We start from the raw sequence: 19,474 nt of genomic DNA, 5'->3' as shown, positions 1-19,474 counted from the left end.
GCATCAACCGCGTTGCCGTGCCTCGTCCGCTCCGCGCAATGCCCTGAGTCCGTTCAGGATGGTGGCCAGGTCAACCACCTCCTGCAGGAGGGCACCGGCAACAGCGGGAATGAAACCCGTCATGGCGATGGCCATCAGGATGAGGCTGAGCCCGATCCCAGTCCAGATACTTACCAGGGCCACAGCCACGGTCCGCTTCCCAATGGCCACGGCCAGGGCCACCTTGGACAGGTCATCGAGCATGATCACCACGTCCGCGGACTCGCTGGCCGCGGTGGCCCCCTTGGCACCCATCGCGATCCCAACGTCGGCGGCGGCAAGGACCGGGGCATCGTTGACGCCGTCACCCACCATCAGGACGGGTCGTTCCAGGATGGCCGCAACCGTGTTGACCTTGTCCTCCGGAAGGCATTCGGCCTGGACGTGGCCCATTCCCGCTTCCTCGGCGATGTGGGCAGCCGTCGCGTGGGCATCACCGGTCAGCAGCATGGTGTTCCGCACGCCCAGCCTGTGCAGGCGCGCCAGGGTGTCCACGGCGTTGCGGCGCAACGGGTCCTTCATGATCAGTGCACCCGCGTACTCGCCGTTGACCGCCACGTGGACTGCCAACTGGCCACTCTGGACTGCTGCTTCCCGGTATCCGCTGGCCGAACTGCGGATCAGGGCGGCTTTTCCCACCACCACCTGCTGGCCGTCGCAGACAGCTTCAACCCCGTGCGTGGCGTTTTCGGTCGCCTGCTGCACCTGCAGCAGTTCAATGTTCGCTGCCTTGGCGGCTTCGATCACGGATGCTGCCAGCACGTGGGAGGAATACTGCTCGGCGGAGGCCGCCAGCTGCAGGATCTTCCGGCTGCCAAGGGCTTCCCCCGGGCCCGGCGCCACCTGGATCCCGTCCAGGACCGGGCGGCCGGAGGTGAGTGTTCCAGTCTTGTCGAACACTGCTGTCTGCGCCTTGGCAAGCTGCTCCAGGCTTCTGGTGTTCTTGATGATGATGCCCTTGTGGGCGGCCTGGCTGGTTCCAGCCAGGAATGCCACCGGCGCTGCGATCAGGAGCGGGCACGGGGTGGCCACCACCAGCACCTGGGCAAAGCGGAGCGGCTCACCTGACAGGAACCAGCCGGCCCCGGCCATGGCCAGGGCGAGGAGGGTAAAGGGAACCGCGTAGCGGTCAGCGAGCCGGACTACCGGCGCACGGCTGTTGGACGCTTCCTCCACCAGGGCGATGATCCGGCTGTACTGGGAGTCAGCCGCGGTGGCCGCCGCCCGCATGCGGATGGCGGCCACGCCGTTCACCGAACCACTCAGCAGCAGCTCCCCCTTGCTACGCTCCACCGGCAGGCTCTCCCCCGTCAGCGATGATTCGTCCATGCTTGCTGAATCGGACAGGAGTTCGCCGTCAACAGGTACCAGCTCGGAGGGGCGGACCACCAGCACGTCCCCGGGCACCACCTCGCCTATCGGGGTGTCCTCCAGGACTGTGTCGGCACTTTCCCTGTGGGCAAAGCGGGGAGCCCGGTCCAGCAGGGACCGCAATTCACGCGCGGCGCGTCCCTGGGCAAAGTTTTCCAGTGCCTCCCCGCCGGTGAGCATCAGGATCACCACCAGGGCCGCGAGGTACTCACCCACGGCCACCGTGCTTGCAACCGCCATCAGGGCCAGCAGGTCGATGCCCCAGCGTCCCTCCCGCAATGACCGGACCATGCCGGCCGCCCGCGCCACCACGATGATGGCAGCGTAGGCCGAGGCGAGCACGCGGACCTGCAGTTCCAGCCCAAACTGCAGCAGCACCAGGGCGGCAAGGAGTACCAGGCAGGTCAGCGCGACGACGGGATACCGCCGGAGGAAGCCCCACACCTTCTGCACGGGCGAGCCGACGCGTTCCTCGACCTCAACGTTGCCGGCGGTTGCCGCAGGCGGGACGGCCTGCTTTCTCATTCAGGACACTTTCAACATGGGCGGTAGCGGTCCTCACACATAAGACTGAAGCTATCCTGATGCCGGCAGTACGGCTAGGGCATTAGGCCCCGGCCGGCGGCATGACCTTTGGCCCTGCCCCGCCGGCGGCCCCGGGAGCATGGTTGAGGGGCAACATGCCGCCTATCCGGACCGGGAGCCTCCATGAAAGCCGTCGTCCTCTATGACTCCGCGTATGGAAACACCAGGACCATCGCCGAGGCGATGGCATCGCGCCTGGGGCGGGACGCGGCCGCTGTTCACGTTGACGGTTTTGATGCCGACGCCCTGCACCCGGGTGACCTGCTCGTCGTCGGCAGCCCCATCAACGGCTGGAAGCCGACTGCCCGGATCACCGAAACGCTGGCAGACCTTGGGCGCCGGGGACTGGCCGGGGTGAAGGCAGCAGCCTTCGATACGAGGGTGAAGCTGTTCATCCACGGCGACGCTGCCAGGAAGATGACGAAGGCACTGACGGAGGCAGGTGCCAGCATCGTTGGCGGACCCATGGCTTTCTACGTCAAAGGCAGCGAGGGCCCGCTGGTCGACGGTGAGGCCGAGCGGGCGGCAGCCTGGGCCGCCGGACTTGCGGCCGGGGCGGGCAACGGTACTGCATAGGCGGGGACGCTGTTACTTTGCAGCCGTGGACGGTAGAGCGGTTCTTCGCCGGCGCTCCGGACGCCCTTGGGCTCTACCAGGCAGCGGAGCGGATGGCGGCGGAGCTGGGCCCCCATGAGGTCCGGGTCGGAAAGAGCCAAATCTCGTTCCGCCGGCGCCGGGGCTACGCCTACCTGTGGCGGCCCGGGGTCTACGTGAATTCCCCGGTTCCGCTGGTCCTGTCCCTCGCGCTGCCGCGGAACCTGGGCTCGCCGCGCTTCAAGCAGGTCGTCCACCCGGCGAAAGGAACCTGGATGCACCATCTGGAGCTCACGGACAGTTCCCAACTCGATGCCGAGGTCCGCGGTTGGCTGCTCGAAGCGTATGAGGCTGCGGCCTGACTGGCATGCCCTTTAGAGTCCTATGGCCCTTTCACGTTGGCCGCGGGATGGCAAGGCTGGGGGCATGACTGAAAATGGCCAGCAGCCGCGAAAGATCCATGTCACCGAACAACCCGTCGCCGTGGTCCGTGAACGGGTTCCCATGGACGCTCTGACGAGCTTCTTCAGCCGGGCCTTCGGTGCGGTGATGGCCGCGGTGCAAACGCAGGGCGTCAGCCCGGCAGGACCGCCGTTCGCGCTTTACCACGGCATTCCCGGCGCCACGGTGGACGTCGAAGCCGGGTTCCCCGTCGCCGGGAACTTCCAGGGAACAGGCGAGGTGGCCCGCGGCGCGCTTCCCGATACTGACGCGTTCGAGGCCATCCACACGGGCCCTTACGACACCCTCGGCAGCACGTACGATGCCATCCGCGAACGGATGGAAGCCGAGGGCGCTGCCCCTGCCGACACCATGTGGGAGTACTACCTGACCGATCCGGAGCAGCAGCCGGATCCGGCCACGTGGCAGACCAGGGTCATCTGGCCGGTGGACTGAGTCGGCCAGGGTTTCGGCCGCCCCGGGGCCTGGTCCTGCATTATCTTCCGGGGCCGCGACTGAAGGTGAGGTCCCAGGGCTGCACGCCGTGGCTGGTTTCGGACCACCCGTCGCGGGCCAGCTCCCGGCGGAGCTGGCTGAGGCTGGCCTGCATGCCGGGAGCCCACGCCTCTTCGGGAGGTGTCGGGTTCAGCGGCGGACCGGGAAACGTATCGCTGGCATAGAGCCGGCGTCCGTCCCCGGTCCTGGCCACAAACTGCAGTTGCGTCCGCCCGTACTGTGAGCCCAGCGTGTACAGGATCCGCGCCCACCACTTGCGCGATGCGGCGTCCTCCAGCTCTATCCGGAGCCGCTCCTCGGGACCGGGACCTGCGGATCCGGGAGCTGGTTTGCCTGGGCGGCCAGGTCGAGGTGCATCTGTCGTCATGTCGTCCTCCGGGAACCGCAACCATCGTGAACTCGCCAGTCTTCCGCGGCCCGGCTTAATGGGACAGGGCCCTTCGGCACTGAACTTCGGGGCATCCTGCCATCGGTAGCATCCCCGGAGCCGGCGATCAGGGTCTTTGGTCCCTAATAGCACGCCGCGGTCCTCTGAGATGGTGGTCTGGGCCGGAAGCACCACGCTGGGGTTGTGCATCCGGGTTTGCCGCGCCCGGTGTCGGCCGGCATGCAGCCTCATCAACGGAGGCGGGACGCTAGAGGAGAGCAAGGCTTATGGCAGGTACGTTCGAACTGTTTGTCGATGAAGATTCACAGATCCGGTTCCGGCTTGTAATGCCTGATGGACACGTACTGGCGGTATCCGGACAATTCGCGGACAAACGGGCGGCGGCCGCGGCCATCGAAGAGGTACGGGAATGTGCGGGAACCGGCCTGATCCGGGACATACCTTCACCGCCGCCGAACGTTGCCCGCAGCACCATCCCGCACGCGCGGAACGCGCTCCGGCGCGGGCCGCACAGGCTTGGCTCCCTGGGCGCCGCCTAGGGTGGAAGACGGCGGCGGCCAAAGCCCCGGTCATCAGAAGCTCGAGGAACTGCCCGAACCGGAGAAGCTTCCGCCGCTGCTGCCGTACCCTGTGGTGCTGCCGCCGCCCCTGGCGGAATTGACGCTGCTGACGCCCGTATTGAAGCCGGAGTTGAAGGTAGCCACGGAGAAAAACTGGTACGACGGGTACACCGTGCCCAGGATGCTCGGCTCATAGCTCCGCCGCTTGCGGTGGTCCAGGCCCTCGTGGGCCGTCTGCATCTGCTCGCGCATCAGCCGTGCCTCGCGCTCATTCCTGGCGAATCCCTGAATGACTGTTTCCGCATGGTTCTCCAGCAGCTCCGAGAGCCGCGACCGCGCCTCGTAGAGCCGGTCCAGCGCCTCTTCCGGCGTGATCCGTCCATCTGCCAGTTCCGAGGTCCAGCGTTCAATGTTCCGCAGGCTTTCGTCGCGGAAGGAACGAAGCGCCGAGGCGGTGGCCGAGTCCCCCTGCCCGTGGCGCCTGGCCAGGAGTTGCTCAAGGCCGGCCAGGTCCTTGCGGAACGGGGCAAGCTGCCGGTCCCAGGCGGTAGGCCATGTGTCGGCACGGTTCAACAGGGCGTTGCTGTCGGCGATGACATCATCCAGGGCATCCAGCTCGGCGGCGCTGTCCGCGAACTGGCGGGCAAGCTTGAGGTTTTTCCGCCTGCTGAGGGACCGTTTGGCCAGGGCGTGCACCTGGTTGGAGAGTTCCGTGGCGGCGGCATAGCGGGTCAGGAAGGTGCGGTGTTTCTCCAGGACCCTGCTGCCGTAGCGGGATGATTCGGGGATGGTCCCGGCGTTCAGTTCCGTGACGTCCAGGTCCATGCTGACGTTGGAGTAGCTCCGGTCCCCCCGTTCGATTTGTTTGCGGCAGGCAGCCCTGGTCGCCGCGCGCACAATCAACCACGCCGCTGCCCCAAGGGCCGCAAGTCCCCCGGTGACCCAGGCGGTGATCAGGAATGCGGCGGACCGGTACCAGGGCTGGTTGATGAGTTCGGCGGCACGGCGAATGCCGGCCACAGTACCGTCGGTCCACTGCGCGTCCCGGAACAGGTCCTTTGAGGCCTCCTGGATGTCGCTGCGCTGCTCGAGCGACACTTTCCGGTCCTCCCCCATATAGGTGCCCACGTGGCGGCCCACCGGGTCGAGCGCGAAAATGAACAGTCCATCGGCCCACTTCTGTCCGTCGGCGCTGATCCACTCAGGGTGCCTGGAGCGTGCGAACCTCAGGACCTCTTCATTGAGGTTGTCCTCAGCCTTTCCGTTGTAGGTAAAGACAGCAACACGGGTGGGCTGGTAAAACTGGATCCGTTCGACGGCGGGGACCAGCGTATTCCGGTCAAGCACCCCCGCTGTGTCCTCCACGATGACGACTGACGGGGACACGGCATCACTTGGGGCCGCAACCCCCAGCAGGGAGGCGGCCAGGACAAGCATGATCACCCCAATACGGCGCACCAGGGTGCCCATATGCCTCCCCGCTTCCTAGAATCAGGATGGATTCCTGGAATCAGGATGAAACCAAGGGGCAGGGCCGCCAAAGGGCCGAAGGTCCCGCCGGCGAGGATCGGTCTGATGAGGAGCGCAGCCAGGTGATGCAGGATGCGGGTTCGATTGTCGCCGGCTATGACGGTTCGGATGGAGCCGCGGCAGCCGTCCGGTGGGCGGCGCGCCACGCCCGTGCCACCAACTGCGCGCTTCATGTGGTGCATTGTTCCCTGTGGCAGCTGCTGACCAGGCACCTCGGTCCGGTTCCAGGTGTGTCAGGCAGCGGCCTTGAGCAGTCCGCCCAGGCCGTCCTGGAAGAAGGGGTCTCGCATGCTGCAGCGGAAGTTCCAGGGCTTCAGATCCGCGGCACCCTGCTCCACGGACTACCCGCACAGCTCTTGGCCGAAATTTCCGGCGGCAAGAGGATGCTCGTAGTCGGCAGCCGTGGCCTGGGCGGCTTCCTTGGCCTCCTGGTGGGATCCGTTAGCCTGGAACTGGCGGCCACCGCCACCTGCCCGGTGGCCGTGATCCGGGAGGACACCCATCCTGGCGGACCCGTCGTCGCCGCCGTCGATGCATCAGGTTCCCCCTCGGCACTGGAAGACGCGTGCGCCGTTGCTTCCGGGTGGCACGCACGCCTTACGGTGGTCCACGTCCATCACGAGCCCGCCGGCTACACGCGGCTGGACGGGAAGGAAGCAGCGGCTGGCGCCCGGGAAGTTCTCGAATCCGCCGTGGACCGTGCACGAACCCTGGCGCCCAATATCTCCGTTGACGGCAGGATACTCACGGACAGTTCGGTCCCGCACGCCATCCTGCAAGCCGCCTCGGAAGCCCGGATAGTGGTGCTGGGTTCCCAGGGCCGCGGCATCCTCCGGGAGACCATCGGATCAACCGCCCACGCAGTACTGCACCACGCGCACGGGCCGGTCCTCATTTCCCGGCGCGGCGCATGATGGAGAAGGCCGCGGCAGGAGTGTCGGCCGGGCCACAGGCCGTACCTCCTCCTAAGCTGGTTCGGTGACCCCTGTTCCCTCCCCCGGCCCGCTGGACGTCGTCGTCCATTCGGGCCCGGCGGACTGGTGGGTCATCCTTGCCGGGCTTGGACCCCTGGCCGTTCTTATCGCAGCCCTGCTGGCCTTCTACATCAACTGGCGCACGCTCAAGCAACGCACTGCCGCGGACAAGACCGCGCTGGACCAAAAGCGCGAAGCGGACGCCGACGCCCTGCGGCAAAAGACCGAAGCGGACAGCCGGGCGGAATGGTGGCGCCGCACCCAGTGGGCGCTCGACCGGGCGTTGGACCCGGATGCAGGGACAAAGGCGCTGGGCCTGGCGACGCTGGAAGTCCTTGCCAGGAGCGAACTGGCCCGCACCGAGGAACTCGAGTTGTTCGACATCGCCTGGAAGAGTGTGTCCGGGGACGAGAACGGGGACGATGCCGACGCCGGCCCAGGGCAGGAGAGTGCCGTCGTGGACGGCCCGGACAACTTAGGCGAGAATGGAATGACGGATGAAGACAGTGCCAAGGAGGCTGGACCATGAGCGCAGCATCGCCTGAACACCGCCTTGTCCACACTCCCCGAACCGGTACCAAGCCCGCGGGCAAAAAACCCACGCCTGCCGAGCACCGGGTCCAGGTTGCCGCGGCCAGGCTGCGCGTCACGCTTGATGAACGGCTGGGGCGGGAAACGCCCGCCAAGACCAAGGCGCTGGCCAAGGAACCGATCTAAATCCCGCTGCAGGGGCTTGGGGATCGACGGCGAATGGCTGGGTTTGGTGGGCAGTGGCGGCAGTAATTCTTGGCTGCGACACGAACGGGCTGCACCGCTGGGACTACGGAGCCGTCGTCGCGCAGGTGGCGCAGTCCGGCAGGTTCCTGGACCGCTGGCGCGTCGGCTTTTGCCCTGACATCCTCCCGGGGACCGAAGCGTGGCTCCTGGTGCAAGGCGGCAATGATGCAGGCAGCGGCCTCATCGGTCACGGGTCGGTGGCATCGGAGCCCTACCAGGCCGCCGCAGGCGATGATTCCGATGCCAACGACTGGTTCATCGCAGTCGCTTTCGACGCACTGCTCCCGCTGGGCGAGCAAATACGCCCCGGGACCCTGCGGGAGGCCTTTCCCGGTGACCTCTGGGCCAAGGCGAACGGCCCCTCCCTGGTGACCTTGCCGCCGTCGTCCTGGCCTGTTCTGCAACGCTTGTGGAGGGAATACGGGCCCACGACGCCGGATCCCACCGAGGTGGTTGCCGGAACCTTTCCGCCGGGCGGCGTCAGCCATATCCAGGTGAACCGCTTTGAGCGGGACCCCGACGCCCGCCGGGCCTGCCTGGCCTTCCACGGCACGTCGTGCGCCGCCTGCGGCTTCTCCTTTGAGTCCGCTTACGGTGAGGCCGGTACAGGAGCGACAGCCGTGCACCACGTGGTGCCGCCGGCCATGATTGGCAGCGGATACCAGCTTGACCCCATCGCCGACCTCATTCCGCTTTGCCATAACTGCCACGCCGTGGCGCACGGGGCAAACCCGGCGCGGACGGTTTCCGAACTCCGGAGCATCATGTCGGCCGCCGGGCATGTGCGGGGTGAAGTGGTCACTGACCTGGCCCTTCAGGCCCAGGAGGACGCACGGCGGATCCTCGGGGGCGGCAAGACGTAGGGGCCAGCATTCGGGGATAAAATTGCAGGGATGACATTGGCTGCACGTTCCGGGGTGTTTCAGTCGGTCAGGAGCGCCCGGCCCCTGTTGCGCCGCGTACCCGTATGGACATGGCGCGTCCTGATGCGCGCCGTCAGTGCCCGGGAGCAGGCGCGGTTCAACACCGACCCAATCACGGCTGTGGCATATGTGCACGACATTGACTACGTGGGTGATGCCCTCCGCGCCCACCGCCTCGACGTTTTGACACCGCTGCAGCCGGCAGCTGACTCTCCTGGTACAGAGGCTGTGGCGGCGGAGCTGCTTCCCGTCTACGTTTACTTCCATGGTGGCGGGTGGACATCCGGTGACAAGGCAGCCCTGACCAAGTACTGCGCCAACCAGGCAGTGGGCGGGATGGTGGTGGTCAACGTCAACTACCGGCACGCGCCCCGGTTCGCCATGGGACATGTGCTCGAGGATGCCAATGCCGCCCTGGCGTGGGTTGCCGCCAACATCGAGGGGTACGGCGGGAATCCCAAGAGGCTGATCCTGGGCGGGGACTCGGCCGGCGGACAGATCGCTGCCCTGCTGACCGCAGCCAGCCTGCGTTCCGAACTGGCGGCGCATTATGCCCTGCGGCCGGCAGTTCCCGCGGGACACCTGAAAGGGCTCGTCCAACACTGCAGCGCAGTGGATTTCTCGGTCTTCTTCGACAGCGGATTTGTCCTCAGCCTGAACTTCGTCCGTATGCTGTTGCCGCCTGCATCCCGGGCAACGGCAGGTCCGGGAGCACGCAATGGCCGTAAGCGGCCCTCTCCACCACGGACCGTGGCGCGGCTGAGGAGCGCCGCGGGTTTCCTGTCCCCGATCGAGTGGCTGGACGGGACCCATCCGCCCGTGTTCCTCACCACGTCCGAGCGTGACTACTTCTACCGGGCAAACCTGAATTTCATCGAGCGCCTGCAACAACACGACGTTCCAGTGGATGCCCTGATCTACCCTTGGGACAGCCTCAACACCGAACACACCTGGCAACAGGATTACCGCTACCCCGAATCCCAGGAAGTCTACCGGCGCCTTCACGCGTTCGTCCGCGGTGTGGCTGAACGGTCCACCGGTCCTGCCCCTGAATAAATTCAAGGCACTGGACTATGTTGGGACCATGGCAGAGCTGGACCGGAACGGGTACGGGATCGACCCCGAGGAGTTTGGCTCCGCCCTGGTGGACGCGGCCGCCTTGCTCGATGCGGAGCTGGGGGACGTTGACTGGTTCACTCCACCGCCGGGCGCTGTCCACCGATCCATTGATGTCCCCAGTGGCAGGCTCGCCGCCATGACGCTGGGCAATCCTGGCAATCCCAGCGTTGTGCTGGTGCCCGGAGCAACCGGTTCCAAAGAGGACTTCTCCCTCATGATGCCCGACCTGGCCAATGCCGGTTACTTCGCACTGAGCTACGATCTGGCGGGACAGTACCAGTCAGCGGCAGCGGGCCCCGAGAACCTGGTGCCGCCACGCAAGCATTATGACTACCGGCTTTTCGTGGACGACTTCCTTGCAGTTCTGGAGACCACTGCCACCCCAGTCCATGTTGTGGGTTATTCCTTCGCGGGAATCATTGCCCAACTCGCCTATGGCGAGCGGCCGGAGCTCTTCAGGTCCCTCACGTTGCTTAGCTGTCCGCCGGAGCCAGGCCAGAGTTTCAGGGGCGTGAGCCGCATCGGCCGGTTCAGCACGTGGGTGAACGGCCGGGTGGGTGCTGCCTTGCTGATCTGGGGCATCCGGAGCGGCAAGGTGGTGCACGTACCGGAGGGCAGGCGGCGGTTCGTCAACTACCGGTTCCGCTTCACCCGCCGCGCCTCGGTCCGGGACATCTATACGCTCATGCAGAACGTTCCGGATCTTCGGCAAAAACTGGCGGAGGCGCCCCTTCCCAAGTTTGTGGCCGTGGGCGAACACGACCTGTGGCCGCTCCAGCTTCACCGCCTCTTCGCCCAGTCAATCCGGGCCCGGATCGGCGTCTACAGGGGTGGCCACAGCCCCAGCGAAACGTCGCCCCACGAATTCAGCCGCGACCTCCTGGCTCTTTATGCCAAGGCCGGGAAGCGGTAACCGACGGCCCGTGCTTGCGCCGCCACTGGGCTCATTCCCGCCGGTGGCGCAACGAAGGCTGGTCCTTGAACTCGACGCGGAACGTGACAAGGGACATCTCGAGCCGGCGTCGGAACGCGGACCAGCTGGCGAAGGGGCGCGCGGATACGCCCACCTTCAGCGTGGGATCGTAAATGACGTCCACGTCCTGCCGGAGTCGGTGTGAGATTCCCTAGTGGCGTTGAAGGCTGGTTTCGGCACGAGGTTATCGCCGGGCAGCGGACGCGAGACCTCTTCAGGCGTTGCGCCCCAGCTGCTTGTCCCCGGCGCCTGGGCTTCCTGGAACCAGGGCATCGGCGCTACTATCTCCCAGCACGCAGCGGCGTGGGCCAGCGGTTGAGGGGAGCGTGGACGTGGGCGGAGGCAGGGGAACTAGCGGCCCGCACTGGCGGCGGGTGCTGGCGACGCTTGGCAACAACGATGCCAGGACGGCGTACGCCCAAATCGTGCTTGGAGCTGCGGCGCCAGACGTACTGCCCAACGTGAAGGAACAGCGGCGAAACCGGGCCATCGATAGTCTGCTTGAGTCCGGACTCGTGGAACAGCACGCGCCCGGGCGGCTGGTGGCGGCCCAGACGATTTTTCGCGACCTTCTCGCCCAACAGCCCAAGCGTCAACCACAAATCGGGACAGATCGGTTCATGCGGCTTGGACGCATCGAAAGGTACCCGTCAAACTTGGCGCAACGGCGGGAACTCCTTGCCCGGATCGCGGACGAGGTCATGGCGCCCGGAGAACAACTCACTGAGAGGCAGGTCAACGAACGGCTTCTCAGTTACACGGACGACGTGGTGCTGCTGCGAAGGTACATGGTTGACTTCGGACTGCTGCAGCGAACCCCCTCGGGCTCCTCCTACACCCGCCACGTCTAGTTCCGCCTAGTGGGGTGCTCCTCACCGGATTCCTGCCGTGCCGTAGGTGCAGGAGGTGGTAAGTTCGGCCGCATGGAATGCGTCGTCATCTACACCGTCCGTGAAGGCATCGACCGCTCGCGTGTCATGGAGACGTACCCGCGCCACAAGGCCTACTACGAGGCGTTCCACGCGGAAGGCGGGGGGCTCGTGGCCCTGGGTCCATTCCAAACGGCTGACCCGGAGCTTAGTTCCATGGGCATTTTCACTTCCCGACGGGAGGCCGAGCGTTTCGTCGCTGCAGACCCTTTTATTACCGAGGGACTGGCCGAATGGCGGCTCTTGGAGTGGAACGCTGTACACCTCGGGTAGTGGCGCTCCATGGCGTGTCGCACGCAGCCACATAAGAAGTCGCAGAGTCACCCGAAGGAAGCATGCCCAATGAACAAGAACCGGCTGGAAGCGTTCAGCGACGGTGTCCTGGCGATCATCATCACCATCATGGTGCTGGAACTCCATACCCCGGAGGAACCAACGTGGGAAGGTGTGGCCAGCGTCCTGCCCACCCTCTTCAGCTACCTGTTGAGCTTCGTGTATGTCGGAATCTACTGGAACAACCACCACCACATGGTCCATTTGGCGAGCCGCGTTAATGGGGCCATCCTGTGGGCGAACCTCCATCTGTTGTTCTGGCTGTCGCTGTTTCCTTTTACAACCCGATGGATGGATGAGTCCGGCTTCGCGCAGGTCCCTGTGCTGCTGTACGGGATCAACCTGCTGTGCGCAGCAATCGCATACTTCATCCTGGAGCGCCGCCTGATTGCTGCTCAGGGCAAGGACGGGGCCCTCGCCAGTGCTGTCGGCCGGGACTGGAAGGGCAAAGCGTCGCCGCTGATCTATCTCCTTGGCATTGCGCTAACCCCTGTCCAGCCCCTGCTCGGGCTCGCCGTTTACACCATCGTGGCCCTTATCTGGCTGGTGCCGGACCGCAGGGTCGAACACTTTGTAACCCGGTCACATCAGAATGGGGCCCACGATTAGCCCGATGGAGATTGGCGCCAGATTCGATGGCCGCCTCCACCATTGGAGCCGTCATACCTCCGTGGTGCGCCTTGCCGAGAAGACGGCCGGGCCGGGTAGGCGAATTCCGCAGGGTCGTGGTTGATTTGAACCGCGGGCGTGGCCACCATGGAACCGTGGAAACGAAAGGCCTCCGGCGCCGGCTCGCCTTTCCCCTGTGTGTGCTGGTAACGGCAGCCGGCACGGCAGGGTGCTCCTATGACTACCCCGATCCGGCACACGCCCCGGCAGCCGAAGCTGACCGCACGGCCGCACCTGAACCCTCCCGGATGACGGCATCCGCTACCCGCCCCACTGACCCCCTGATCCTTGAGCGGGAGGCCAGAAACTACCAGGACCTGGACAGCTTTCTCCTGGTCGTGCAGGGCCCGGTTCTCCTTTTTCAAAAGGGTCCGCTGGACGGCCCCGGCAGGGGCTTTGGCACGACGGAAGAAGTCCCCGCGGCGGGCACGTACACGGTCACTGCTGCGTGCGTCGGTGCTGCCAACGCCAAAGTCTTCATCCGGCAGGAGAATCCCAAGGTCATACTCTGGCCCGTCGAGCTCACAGTGGATTGCCCAGGGTCCACGTCCCAAGTCATCACGCTTCAACAGGGCTACGTTTCCGCACACCTGTCCCTGCCCGCGGCGGGAGACGCACCCTGGACGGGAGCTGTTGCCGGAGTACGGGTGACCGGCTGAGGCTGTCACCCCTGCCCGCCGTCAGCATCCCCGGCCTCCCCCGGGCGCCGATCCGTTCGGCTGGAGCACTGCCCGGTGAGAGCTAAGAGCCTTGTCAGGCCATGGAGGCGCCTTTTATCTTCGAGCGGATGAAGTCGTGATCCTCACCGGAGACGAGCGCCTGCCCGTGCTGCCCTGTGGCCAGGTCCTCCCCGGTTTCCTTCGAGATCACCGCCGTGATGGTCCTGGGCAGCATCTGGCACCCCGGGTTGTCGATCAGCCACTTCTGCGTGGCAGGGTCAAGGCGGTCCCAACGGTCTTTGAGGTTCATTAGCGGGGCATCTCCGTGCTCGGTCCTGCAGAGCCACATCGCTCTGCAGACAGGCTTCGCCTGTCCCAACGCACCAGTAAACCCCGCCCTTCACCGGGAACACAGGGACCAAAGTCCCCACCTCAGGCGGGGCTTCCGGAACGCCTCCTTGTTGCCCGGCCGGTGCTGCTGTGGATACCCATCACTTGCCAACCTATTGGTAAGCATGCTTATTATGAGCGAAGCCGAATGCGAACGGCTGCCAACCAGAGGAGGAGACACCATGGGACTAGGCGACAAGATTGAAAACGCTGCCGAGAAAGCGGGCGGAAAAGGCAAGGAAGCTGCCGGTAACGCCACGGGCGATGACAGCCTGAAGGCGGAAGGCCAGGCGGACCAGGCCAAGGGCGATGTGAAGCAGGCCGGCGAAAAGGTCAAGGACGCATTCAAGCACTGACACCTTTTACGGGAAGGGCGCGCTCAGCGAACGGGGCGCGCCCTTCGTCGTGTCGGGGTGCACTCCAGCCACCCCTGATTGACCTGCGTGCTCGCCCCCTACGTGTTTGGTGCCGCCTGGCTTGCCTTGTTCTTCACGGCCCGCCGGCTCCACTTGGCCAGCCGCGCACCGCCCCGAACCAGGCCGCCCCAGCTCCGACCCATGGGTGGCTTGTACAATCTTTCGGCTCTTCGGTGCGGAGTTGCTTCCGCAACTCCCAGTTGCGCCGTCCTAAACTTTGGCCATGCACCCCTTAGCGGCAATAGGGCTGGTTTTTCTCGCCGGGCTTGCCTGGTTGGGCACCGTCCTGACCCTGCTCGTTGCCTTGGCCAAAGCCCGACGCCGGCTGCCGGCTGACGTCGGGCAGGCAGCCCAGAGCGTGGAGACGCAAGGCTCCGCTGGCAGTGGGGCCATAACGTAAACGGCATGGCACATTGCTGCCGACGGCGACCTGTCGCCGGCCTGACGCGACCGCCCGGTATTACCTGGCGGCCGCGGCCCAGCAGTCAGCCATGCCCCGACGGTGGACCGGCGGGATCCCGGGGCTTCAAGGAGCCTGGGAGTCAATGGCCTTCCGGTCGATGGACTTGAGGGCGGCCAGACGTGCTTCCACTTCGGTCTGCTCTCCGAGGTCTTCCAGGGAGGCGAACTGGGCATCGAGGGATGAGGCTGCGAGTTCCTGCTGGCCGCGAACGGTGGCCTCTTGGCGTCGGATCCGCTCCTCATACCGCCCGATGGCCGACGTCGGATCACCGGCGTCCAAGGATTTGAGGGCATCGTGGACCTGGGACTGCGCGGCCGCCGTCCGGGATCTGGCTACCAGCTCGTTGCGCTTGGCCGTCAGCTCGTGCAGCTTGCCCTTCATCTGGTCGAGCCCGCCCTTAAGCTTGTCGACCACTTCGTTCTGGGCCGCAAGCCCGGGTACGGCGTCTTTCACGAGCTTCTCGGAGGCCATCTGCCGCTGCAGGGCAACCTTGGCGAGGTTGTCGAACTTCTGCGCATCGGCGAGGTTGCCGGCGGACCGGAACTCGTCGCCCTTCCTGGACGCGGCCAGAGCCTTGCGGCCCCATTCGTTGGCGTCGGCGACGTTACGTTTGTGGTCCTCCTCCAGCATCCGGAGGTTGCCTATGGTCTGGGCGATCGCGGCCTCGGCTTCGCGGATATTCTCCGAGTAATCCCGGACCATCTGGTCCAGCATTTTCTGCGGATCCTCCGCGGAGTCCAGGAGGGCATTGAGGTTTGCCTTGGCCAACTGGGCCACGCGGGCGAAAATACTCTGCTTCACGGGATTCTTTCTATCAGTAGTGGAATTCGCATCCTATGTGTTCGGCACCGCAGGGGACCAGATTCCCTAGGCTATGACCGCCACCCGCCCCGCCTATTTGGTGGCCAGGTCGTGGCGGCGGAAGGTTCCGGCGATGGAGAGTTTCCGGCCGTATTCGATGGACCCGTACCGGAACAGGTGGACAGCCAACCGCAGGATAATAAGGCCGACGACGAAGAGTTCGACGATGACGATGGCGGATTCAACTGGGTTCAGGGTGCCGAACCCGTTGCGGAGCAGGGCGGTCACCGGAGCGGTCAGCGGGAAGTAGGTGAAGATCTGCACGATCAGCGCGCCCGGGTTGGAGATGATCAGGCTGAATGTGTAGAAGGGGATAAACATCATGGCCACAAGCGGGCCGAAGACGGTCCCGGCTTCCTTGGCGGTCGGCATGATCGCCCCTTTAGCCACCAGGACCCCGGTAAAGACGGCGAATCCACCCAGCGTGAGAAGGGCCCCTGTGATCATGGGGCCGGGTTCGAAGACCAGGGATGACAGGTCCACCTCGGGCAGGGCAAGGCGGTTCCGGAAAAACAGGTAGGCCAATCCGACCGGGGCCAGGAACACCAGGATCTGGACCAGGCCGACGGCGAACAGCGAGATGATCTTGCCGGTGATCAGGGTGGTTGGATTCAGGGTGGTCAGGATCATTTCAGTGACGCGGTTTTCCTTCTCCTCCAAGGTGGAATTCAGCATCTGGTTCGAAAGAAGGATCATCGAAAAATAGAAGATGACCAGGAACAGCAGTGGTGGAATGATCCCGCCGACGCCCGCGGCGGCCTTGCCGTCCTTGAATATTTCGGAGTCAAATTTTACCGTCCCGGTCAGGGCCGCCGTCAGCTGGGGTGAGCCGACTTGGTGCTGGGCCGAGACCGCGAGCAGCTGCTTGGCCACGGCCTCGTACTTGTCGTTCTCAAACGTGCCTTTGTCCGCACCGTACACCTTCACTGGCTCTTTGGCCGGATCGGCAGGGTAGGCGAAGTATGCCTCCGAGGCGCCGTCCTTCACGGCAGCGATCGCGGCTTCGGGGTCGCTGGCAGTTGTTCCGCCGGCCAACTTGGCGGCAGACGCCATGATGATTCCGGAGGCGTCCGTGTACGTGAAAGCGAACGTCGCACTCTTCTGGGCGGCGGCGCTGTCCTTTGTGCTGGCGTTGGACGCGTACACGAGGGCGAAGATAATGATGAGAATGACCGGCAGCGCCAGGGTTGCGATGACGAAGCCCCGTTTCTTGATGGTCCGGAAGAACTCGAACGCGATCACGGTCCCAAGGTTGTGCTGTCCCAATGCCCTGTTCAGCCTTCCGCCAGTTCGTGCTGTTCGCCGTACACCTTGATGAAGATCTCATCCAGGGAGATCCGGGCCGGCGTGAATGACCGGACCACGGCCCCGGCTTCGACCAGCTCGCGCAGCACCGCGGCCTCACTGGACCCGGGGCGCGGCGCCAGTTCGGCGACCCCGTCCACGTCGTCGACGACGTCGAACAGTGCCGATGCGGGCAACGGTCCGTCGTGGGTGACCCGGTAGACGGTGCCGCCGAACTCTTCCTGGACCTCTTCCACCGTCCCGTAAGCGTGGGAGACTCCGTCTTTGAGCAGGATTACCCGGTCACACAGCCGTTCGACTTCTTCCATCTGGTGGGTGACCATGATGACGGTGGCGCCGGCCCGCTTGTGCTCTTCGATAATGTCCATCAGCAGCCGCCGGTTCACGGGGTCAAAGCCCTTGGTCGGCTCGTCCAAAATAAGCAGTTCGGGATCGTTCATGATCGTCACGCCCAACTGGACCTTTTGCTGTTGGCCGCTGGAGAGCTTGTCCAACCGGGACTTTGCCTTGTCGGCCAGACCCACCCGCTCCAAATAGTGTCCGGACCAGGACCGGGCCGCGGCCTTGGACAGGCCCTTGAGCCGGCCGAAGTAGACCATGACATCCAGGACGTGTTCCTTTTTGTACAGGCCGCGCTCTTCCGGCAGGTATCCGAGACGGGCCCCGTCGCGGGGCTCAAAGGCTTTGCCCCCTATGTGCAGGATCCCCGCGGTGGGCTGGTAGATGCCCAGCAGCGCCCGCAAAGTGGTGGTCTTCCCGGATCCATTGGACCCCAGGAAACCGAACGTCTCCCCCGCGTGCACGTCGAAGGACAGATCCCGGATGACCGTGGTGTCCCCGAAGTCCATCCGGAAGTCCTGAATGTGCACCAGCGGCTCCTGCGCCGTGTCCCCCATCGTCATGGTTTCAGACTAGCGGTTACCGATCTGCTCGTGTCGCGCAAGTGCCCGGTTGGGCTCAGACTCCGGACCTACCGGATCCCCGCGGCACGAAGGGTCCGGGCCAGTTCACCTGCGGCTGAGTGGAGCGTCTCCACGGTTTTCGAGATGACGTCGTCTGTGGCAAGTTCCACCGGCATGGAGCAGCTCATGGCGTCCGTCCCGGGGATGCGGTACGGAACCACCACGCTAACGCAGCAAAGCCCCACCGTGTTTTGCTCCCACTCAATGGCATGGCCCGTCTTCCGGAACTCAGTCAGCTCGGCCTGAAGCGCCTCGAAATCAGGGACGCTGTTCGGGGTCAGCTGGGGATAGGGCCCGCCGCCAAGCCGCTGCCGGACCTCCGTATCCGTGTACTCGGAGAGGATGGCTTTGCCCAGGGCCGTCACTTGGGCCGGAAGCTTGCGCCCTACCCTTGAGGACAGCCGGCGCCGGTCTACAGCCTGCCGGGTTGCAAGATAGATGACGTCGGACCGGTCGATGCGGGCGTAGTGGGTAGTGAAGGTCGTGGCATTGCGGACCTTTTCCAGAATGGCCGAAACGTGTTCCATCACCGGATCCCTGTCCAGGTACGCCGTACCGCACAGCAGGGCATGCGTGCCGATCCTATAGGCGCCCTCCGGTGTTTGCTCGATCCAGTTGAGCTCCAGGAGCGTCAACAGCAGCCAGTGCAGGCTGGAACGGGGATACCCGGTCTGCTTGAAGATCTCGGCGGTGGTGAGCGGCTGCGGAGCGGACGCCAGGAGCTCAAGGATGGCGATGGTCCGCTCTGCGGACTTGACCAGTTTGACGTCGCCGGGCGCGTCCCCCCGCGTGCCGGCCTGTACATCCAGCGGTGCCATTACCGCTCCCCCTTTCGCCGCACCGGACTGCGGCAGCTCATTTCGCGGCCAGGTGCGGGTAGTTGTCCATACCTACCCTATGACCATCGCTGGCCCAAAACCCGCCTAGGAGTCCCGTTTCAGCGTTCCCCCCGGAAGTATCGACCTCATTGGCATAGAGCTCCGCGTCGTCCTGCGGGTCGTAGCCGATGCGCCGTCCTGCCTGGAGGTTCGCCCAGCCGCGGGTGTTGGCCGAGACAGCCCACACCACGTGATGGCCCGGGGCACCGAGGTCGTTCAGCGCCGCCTCCACGAGCCTGAACGAATCCGCCGGGGAAAGCCACGAACCAAGGGTCCTGGCGTTGCCCGGGCGCTGGCCGCCGGTACCTATCCGGGCACTGACCACTTTCATTCCGTACTTGTCCGCATACAGGCTGCCGAGCGCTTCCGCGGCCACTTTGCTGACCCCGTAGTACGTATCGGGCCGCGGCGGAAGTACAGCATCCGCCGCGGCATCAGCAAGGTCGTGGAAGCCCACGGCGTGCGTGGAACTGGCCAGCAATACGCGTTCGACGCCGTTGCGGCGGGCTGCTTCCAGCGTCACCTGGGTGCCGGTGATGTTGGTGGCAACGATTTCCTGCCAGGTCATTTCCCGGTGGAGTCCGCCCAGGTGGACAACCCCGGATGTGGCCCTGAGGGACGTGTTCATGAAATCTGGATCAGTTACGGATCCCACCAGGGCAACCTCGTTGGGACGCAAATTCCGGGCTTCCACCAGGTCCAGCAGCCGGACTTCATATCCGGCATCAGCAAGGTAGGGACGCAGCAACGTGGCCATCATGCCGGCACCACCCGTCATGGCGATCGCCTGTGCTTTCTGTGCTGCCGGCAAGTTTCCTC

26 protein-coding genes are annotated in these 19,474 nt (G+C 65.0%); 16 read left to right on the top strand and 10 right to left on the bottom strand.

What is annotated here, in order from left to right:
• Positions 1-3: 3 nt before the first annotated feature.
• Positions 4-1,935: a heavy metal translocating P-type ATPase gene (locus AC6JAM_RS18100; protein WP_497935422.1), complete on the bottom strand. Its 1,932-nt coding sequence runs from the start codon at positions 1,933-1,935 to the stop codon at positions 4-6.
• 183 nt (positions 1,936-2,118) lie between these two features.
• Here AC6JAM_RS18100 and AC6JAM_RS18095 point away from each other — a divergent pair, with 183 nt between their 5' ends.
• The 3 genes from AC6JAM_RS18095 (at position 2,119) to AC6JAM_RS18085 (ending at position 3,486) form a co-directional block, all read left to right on the top strand.
• A complete protein-coding gene (locus tag AC6JAM_RS18095) occupies positions 2,119-2,571 on the top strand; it encodes a flavodoxin family protein (protein ID WP_056390564.1) in 453 nt (150 codons plus the stop codon).
• A 17-nt stretch (positions 2,572-2,588) separates the two neighbouring features.
• Positions 2,589-2,951 carry a DUF5655 domain-containing protein gene (locus tag AC6JAM_RS18090; RefSeq protein ID WP_018769397.1) on the top strand — a complete coding sequence of 121 codons (363 nt, stop codon included), beginning with the start codon at positions 2,589-2,591 and terminating at the stop codon, positions 2,949-2,951.
• 64 nt (positions 2,952-3,015) lie between these two features.
• Positions 3,016-3,486: a GyrI-like domain-containing protein gene (locus AC6JAM_RS18085; RefSeq protein ID WP_223991727.1), complete on the top strand. Its 471-nt coding sequence runs from the start codon at positions 3,016-3,018 to the stop codon at positions 3,484-3,486.
• Positions 3,487-3,526: 40 nt separating this feature from the next.
• Here the strand turns inward: AC6JAM_RS18085 and AC6JAM_RS18080 are convergent, their stop codons facing one another.
• Positions 3,527-3,913, bottom strand: a complete 387-nt coding sequence (locus AC6JAM_RS18080) for a hypothetical protein (RefSeq protein WP_497935421.1) — start codon at positions 3,911-3,913, stop codon at positions 3,527-3,529.
• A 287-nt stretch (positions 3,914-4,200) separates the two neighbouring features.
• Between AC6JAM_RS18080 and AC6JAM_RS18075 the strand changes: the two genes are divergently transcribed.
• Positions 4,201-4,473 carry a YegP family protein gene (locus tag AC6JAM_RS18075; protein ID WP_497935419.1) on the top strand — a complete coding sequence of 91 codons (273 nt, stop codon included), beginning with the start codon at positions 4,201-4,203 and terminating at the stop codon, positions 4,471-4,473.
• Between the two features lie 33 nt (positions 4,474-4,506).
• On the opposite strand, the gene AC6JAM_RS18070 is transcribed toward AC6JAM_RS18075, so the two are convergent.
• Positions 4,507-5,964 carry a DUF5129 domain-containing protein gene (locus tag AC6JAM_RS18070; RefSeq protein ID WP_497935416.1) on the bottom strand — a complete coding sequence of 486 codons (1,458 nt, stop codon included), beginning with the start codon at positions 5,962-5,964 and terminating at the stop codon, positions 4,507-4,509.
• 26 nt (positions 5,965-5,990) lie between these two features.
• Here AC6JAM_RS18070 and AC6JAM_RS18065 point away from each other — a divergent pair, with 26 nt between their 5' ends.
• The 6 genes from AC6JAM_RS18065 (at position 5,991) to AC6JAM_RS18040 (ending at position 10,730) form a co-directional block, all read left to right on the top strand.
• Entirely contained in the window at positions 5,991-6,938 is a 948-nt protein-coding gene (locus tag AC6JAM_RS18065; protein WP_497935414.1) for a universal stress protein, read from the top strand.
• A gap of 64 nt (positions 6,939-7,002) precedes the next feature.
• Entirely contained in the window at positions 7,003-7,527 is a 525-nt protein-coding gene (locus AC6JAM_RS18060; protein ID WP_018769403.1) for a hypothetical protein, read from the top strand.
• Positions 7,524-7,715 (top strand): hypothetical protein, encoded by a 192-nt coding sequence (locus AC6JAM_RS18055; RefSeq protein WP_018769404.1) that lies wholly within the window; start codon positions 7,524-7,526, stop codon positions 7,713-7,715. The genes AC6JAM_RS18060 and AC6JAM_RS18055 overlap by 4 nt, the downstream gene beginning before the upstream one ends.
• Before the next feature lie 53 nt (positions 7,716-7,768).
• Positions 7,769-8,638: an HNH endonuclease gene (locus tag AC6JAM_RS18050; protein WP_018769405.1), complete on the top strand. Its 870-nt coding sequence runs from the start codon at positions 7,769-7,771 to the stop codon at positions 8,636-8,638.
• A gap of 30 nt (positions 8,639-8,668) precedes the next feature.
• Complete coding sequence (locus AC6JAM_RS18045; protein ID WP_224083982.1) at positions 8,669-9,754, top strand: alpha/beta hydrolase; 1,086 nt, start codon at positions 8,669-8,671, stop codon at positions 9,752-9,754.
• Positions 9,755-9,782: 28 nt separating this feature from the next.
• Positions 9,783-10,730 carry an alpha/beta fold hydrolase gene (locus AC6JAM_RS18040; RefSeq protein ID WP_018769407.1) on the top strand — a complete coding sequence of 316 codons (948 nt, stop codon included), beginning with the start codon at positions 9,783-9,785 and terminating at the stop codon, positions 10,728-10,730.
• Between the two features lie 31 nt (positions 10,731-10,761).
• On the opposite strand, the gene AC6JAM_RS18035 is transcribed toward AC6JAM_RS18040, so the two are convergent.
• On the bottom strand, positions 10,762-10,914 hold the full coding sequence (locus AC6JAM_RS18035) for a hypothetical protein (protein WP_186447719.1): 153 nt from the start codon (positions 10,912-10,914) through the stop codon (positions 10,762-10,764).
• Between the two features lie 208 nt (positions 10,915-11,122).
• Here AC6JAM_RS18035 and AC6JAM_RS18030 point away from each other — a divergent pair, with 208 nt between their 5' ends.
• From AC6JAM_RS18030 to AC6JAM_RS18015, 4 genes are all read left to right on the top strand, one after another.
• Positions 11,123-11,641: a DUF2087 domain-containing protein gene (locus AC6JAM_RS18030; RefSeq protein WP_497935410.1), complete on the top strand. Its 519-nt coding sequence runs from the start codon at positions 11,123-11,125 to the stop codon at positions 11,639-11,641.
• Positions 11,642-11,713: 72 nt separating this feature from the next.
• Positions 11,714-11,992: a YciI family protein gene (locus AC6JAM_RS18025; RefSeq protein WP_134164675.1), complete on the top strand. Its 279-nt coding sequence runs from the start codon at positions 11,714-11,716 to the stop codon at positions 11,990-11,992.
• A 69-nt stretch (positions 11,993-12,061) separates the two neighbouring features.
• On the top strand, positions 12,062-12,661 hold the full coding sequence (locus tag AC6JAM_RS18020; RefSeq protein ID WP_497935404.1) for a TMEM175 family protein: 600 nt from the start codon (positions 12,062-12,064) through the stop codon (positions 12,659-12,661).
• A gap of 155 nt (positions 12,662-12,816) precedes the next feature.
• Complete coding sequence (locus AC6JAM_RS18015) at positions 12,817-13,380, top strand: hypothetical protein (protein ID WP_497935402.1); 564 nt, start codon at positions 12,817-12,819, stop codon at positions 13,378-13,380.
• A gap of 94 nt (positions 13,381-13,474) precedes the next feature.
• Here AC6JAM_RS18015 and AC6JAM_RS18010 read toward each other — a convergent pair whose 3' ends face one another.
• Positions 13,475-13,690, bottom strand: a complete 216-nt coding sequence (locus AC6JAM_RS18010; RefSeq protein ID WP_018769413.1) for a hypothetical protein — start codon at positions 13,688-13,690, stop codon at positions 13,475-13,477.
• A gap of 262 nt (positions 13,691-13,952) precedes the next feature.
• Here AC6JAM_RS18010 and AC6JAM_RS18005 point away from each other — a divergent pair, with 262 nt between their 5' ends.
• Positions 13,953-14,126: a CsbD family protein gene (locus tag AC6JAM_RS18005; protein WP_018769414.1), complete on the top strand. Its 174-nt coding sequence runs from the start codon at positions 13,953-13,955 to the stop codon at positions 14,124-14,126.
• Positions 14,127-14,409: 283 nt separating this feature from the next.
• Positions 14,410-14,586 carry a hypothetical protein gene (locus AC6JAM_RS18000; protein ID WP_018769415.1) on the top strand — a complete coding sequence of 59 codons (177 nt, stop codon included), beginning with the start codon at positions 14,410-14,412 and terminating at the stop codon, positions 14,584-14,586.
• Positions 14,587-14,712: 126 nt separating this feature from the next.
• On the opposite strand, the gene AC6JAM_RS17995 is transcribed toward AC6JAM_RS18000, so the two are convergent.
• The 5 genes from AC6JAM_RS17995 to AC6JAM_RS17975 all read right to left on the bottom strand — a co-directional run bounded on the left by AC6JAM_RS17995 (position 14,713) and on the right by AC6JAM_RS17975 (position 19,466).
• Positions 14,713-15,450 carry a PspA/IM30 family protein gene (locus AC6JAM_RS17995; protein WP_497935398.1) on the bottom strand — a complete coding sequence of 246 codons (738 nt, stop codon included), beginning with the start codon at positions 15,448-15,450 and terminating at the stop codon, positions 14,713-14,715.
• A 93-nt stretch (positions 15,451-15,543) separates the two neighbouring features.
• Positions 15,544-16,776 (bottom strand): ABC transporter permease, encoded by a 1,233-nt coding sequence (locus AC6JAM_RS17990; protein ID WP_497935396.1) that lies wholly within the window; start codon positions 16,774-16,776, stop codon positions 15,544-15,546.
• Between the two features lie 8 nt (positions 16,777-16,784).
• On the bottom strand, positions 16,785-17,717 hold the full coding sequence (locus AC6JAM_RS17985) for an ABC transporter ATP-binding protein (protein ID WP_026265790.1): 933 nt from the start codon (positions 17,715-17,717) through the stop codon (positions 16,785-16,787).
• Positions 17,718-17,785: 68 nt separating this feature from the next.
• A complete protein-coding gene (locus AC6JAM_RS17980) occupies positions 17,786-18,595 on the bottom strand; it encodes an IclR family transcriptional regulator (protein ID WP_018769419.1) in 810 nt (269 codons plus the stop codon).
• 37 nt (positions 18,596-18,632) lie between these two features.
• Positions 18,633-19,466 carry an NAD-dependent epimerase/dehydratase family protein gene (locus AC6JAM_RS17975; RefSeq protein ID WP_082581728.1) on the bottom strand — a complete coding sequence of 278 codons (834 nt, stop codon included), beginning with the start codon at positions 19,464-19,466 and terminating at the stop codon, positions 18,633-18,635.
• Between the last annotated feature and the right edge of the window lie 8 nt (positions 19,467-19,474).

The organism is Arthrobacter sp. GmRoot5-12, from assembly GCF_059739365.1.
This window is presented reverse-complemented; position numbering and strand designations above follow the sequence as displayed.

Bases quoted from the DNA above. Each gene is read 5' to 3' on its own strand.
- AC6JAM_RS18100 (WP_497935422.1), bottom strand. From the start codon at position 1,935: ATGAGAAAGCAGGCCGTCCCGCCTGCGGCAACCGCCGGCAACGTTGAG.
- AC6JAM_RS18095 (WP_056390564.1), top strand. From the start codon at position 2,119: ATGAAAGCCGTCGTCCTCTATGACTCCGCGTATGGAAACACCAGGACC.
- AC6JAM_RS18085 (WP_223991727.1), top strand. From the start codon at position 3,016: ATGACTGAAAATGGCCAGCAGCCGCGAAAGATCCATGTCACCGAACAA.
- AC6JAM_RS18080 (WP_497935421.1), bottom strand. From the start codon at position 3,913: ATGACGACAGATGCACCTCGACCTGGCCGCCCAGGCAAACCAGCTCCC.
- AC6JAM_RS18075 (WP_497935419.1), top strand. From the start codon at position 4,201: ATGGCAGGTACGTTCGAACTGTTTGTCGATGAAGATTCACAGATCCGG.
- AC6JAM_RS18070 (WP_497935416.1), bottom strand. From the start codon at position 5,964: ATGGGCACCCTGGTGCGCCGTATTGGGGTGATCATGCTTGTCCTGGCC.
- AC6JAM_RS18065 (WP_497935414.1), top strand. From the start codon at position 5,991: ATGGATTCCTGGAATCAGGATGAAACCAAGGGGCAGGGCCGCCAAAGG.
- AC6JAM_RS18055 (WP_018769404.1), top strand. From the start codon at position 7,524: ATGAGCGCAGCATCGCCTGAACACCGCCTTGTCCACACTCCCCGAACC.
- AC6JAM_RS18045 (WP_224083982.1), top strand. From the start codon at position 8,669: ATGACATTGGCTGCACGTTCCGGGGTGTTTCAGTCGGTCAGGAGCGCC.
- AC6JAM_RS18040 (WP_018769407.1), top strand. From the start codon at position 9,783: ATGGCAGAGCTGGACCGGAACGGGTACGGGATCGACCCCGAGGAGTTT.
- AC6JAM_RS18025 (WP_134164675.1), top strand. From the start codon at position 11,714: ATGGAATGCGTCGTCATCTACACCGTCCGTGAAGGCATCGACCGCTCG.
- AC6JAM_RS18020 (WP_497935404.1), top strand. From the start codon at position 12,062: ATGAACAAGAACCGGCTGGAAGCGTTCAGCGACGGTGTCCTGGCGATC.
- AC6JAM_RS18010 (WP_018769413.1), bottom strand. From the start codon at position 13,690: ATGAACCTCAAAGACCGTTGGGACCGCCTTGACCCTGCCACGCAGAAG.
- AC6JAM_RS18005 (WP_018769414.1), top strand. From the start codon at position 13,953: ATGGGACTAGGCGACAAGATTGAAAACGCTGCCGAGAAAGCGGGCGGA.
- AC6JAM_RS18000 (WP_018769415.1), top strand. From the start codon at position 14,410: ATGCACCCCTTAGCGGCAATAGGGCTGGTTTTTCTCGCCGGGCTTGCC.
- AC6JAM_RS17985 (WP_026265790.1), bottom strand. From the start codon at position 17,717: ATGACGATGGGGGACACGGCGCAGGAGCCGCTGGTGCACATTCAGGAC.
- AC6JAM_RS17980 (WP_018769419.1), bottom strand. From the start codon at position 18,595: ATGGCACCGCTGGATGTACAGGCCGGCACGCGGGGGGACGCGCCCGGC.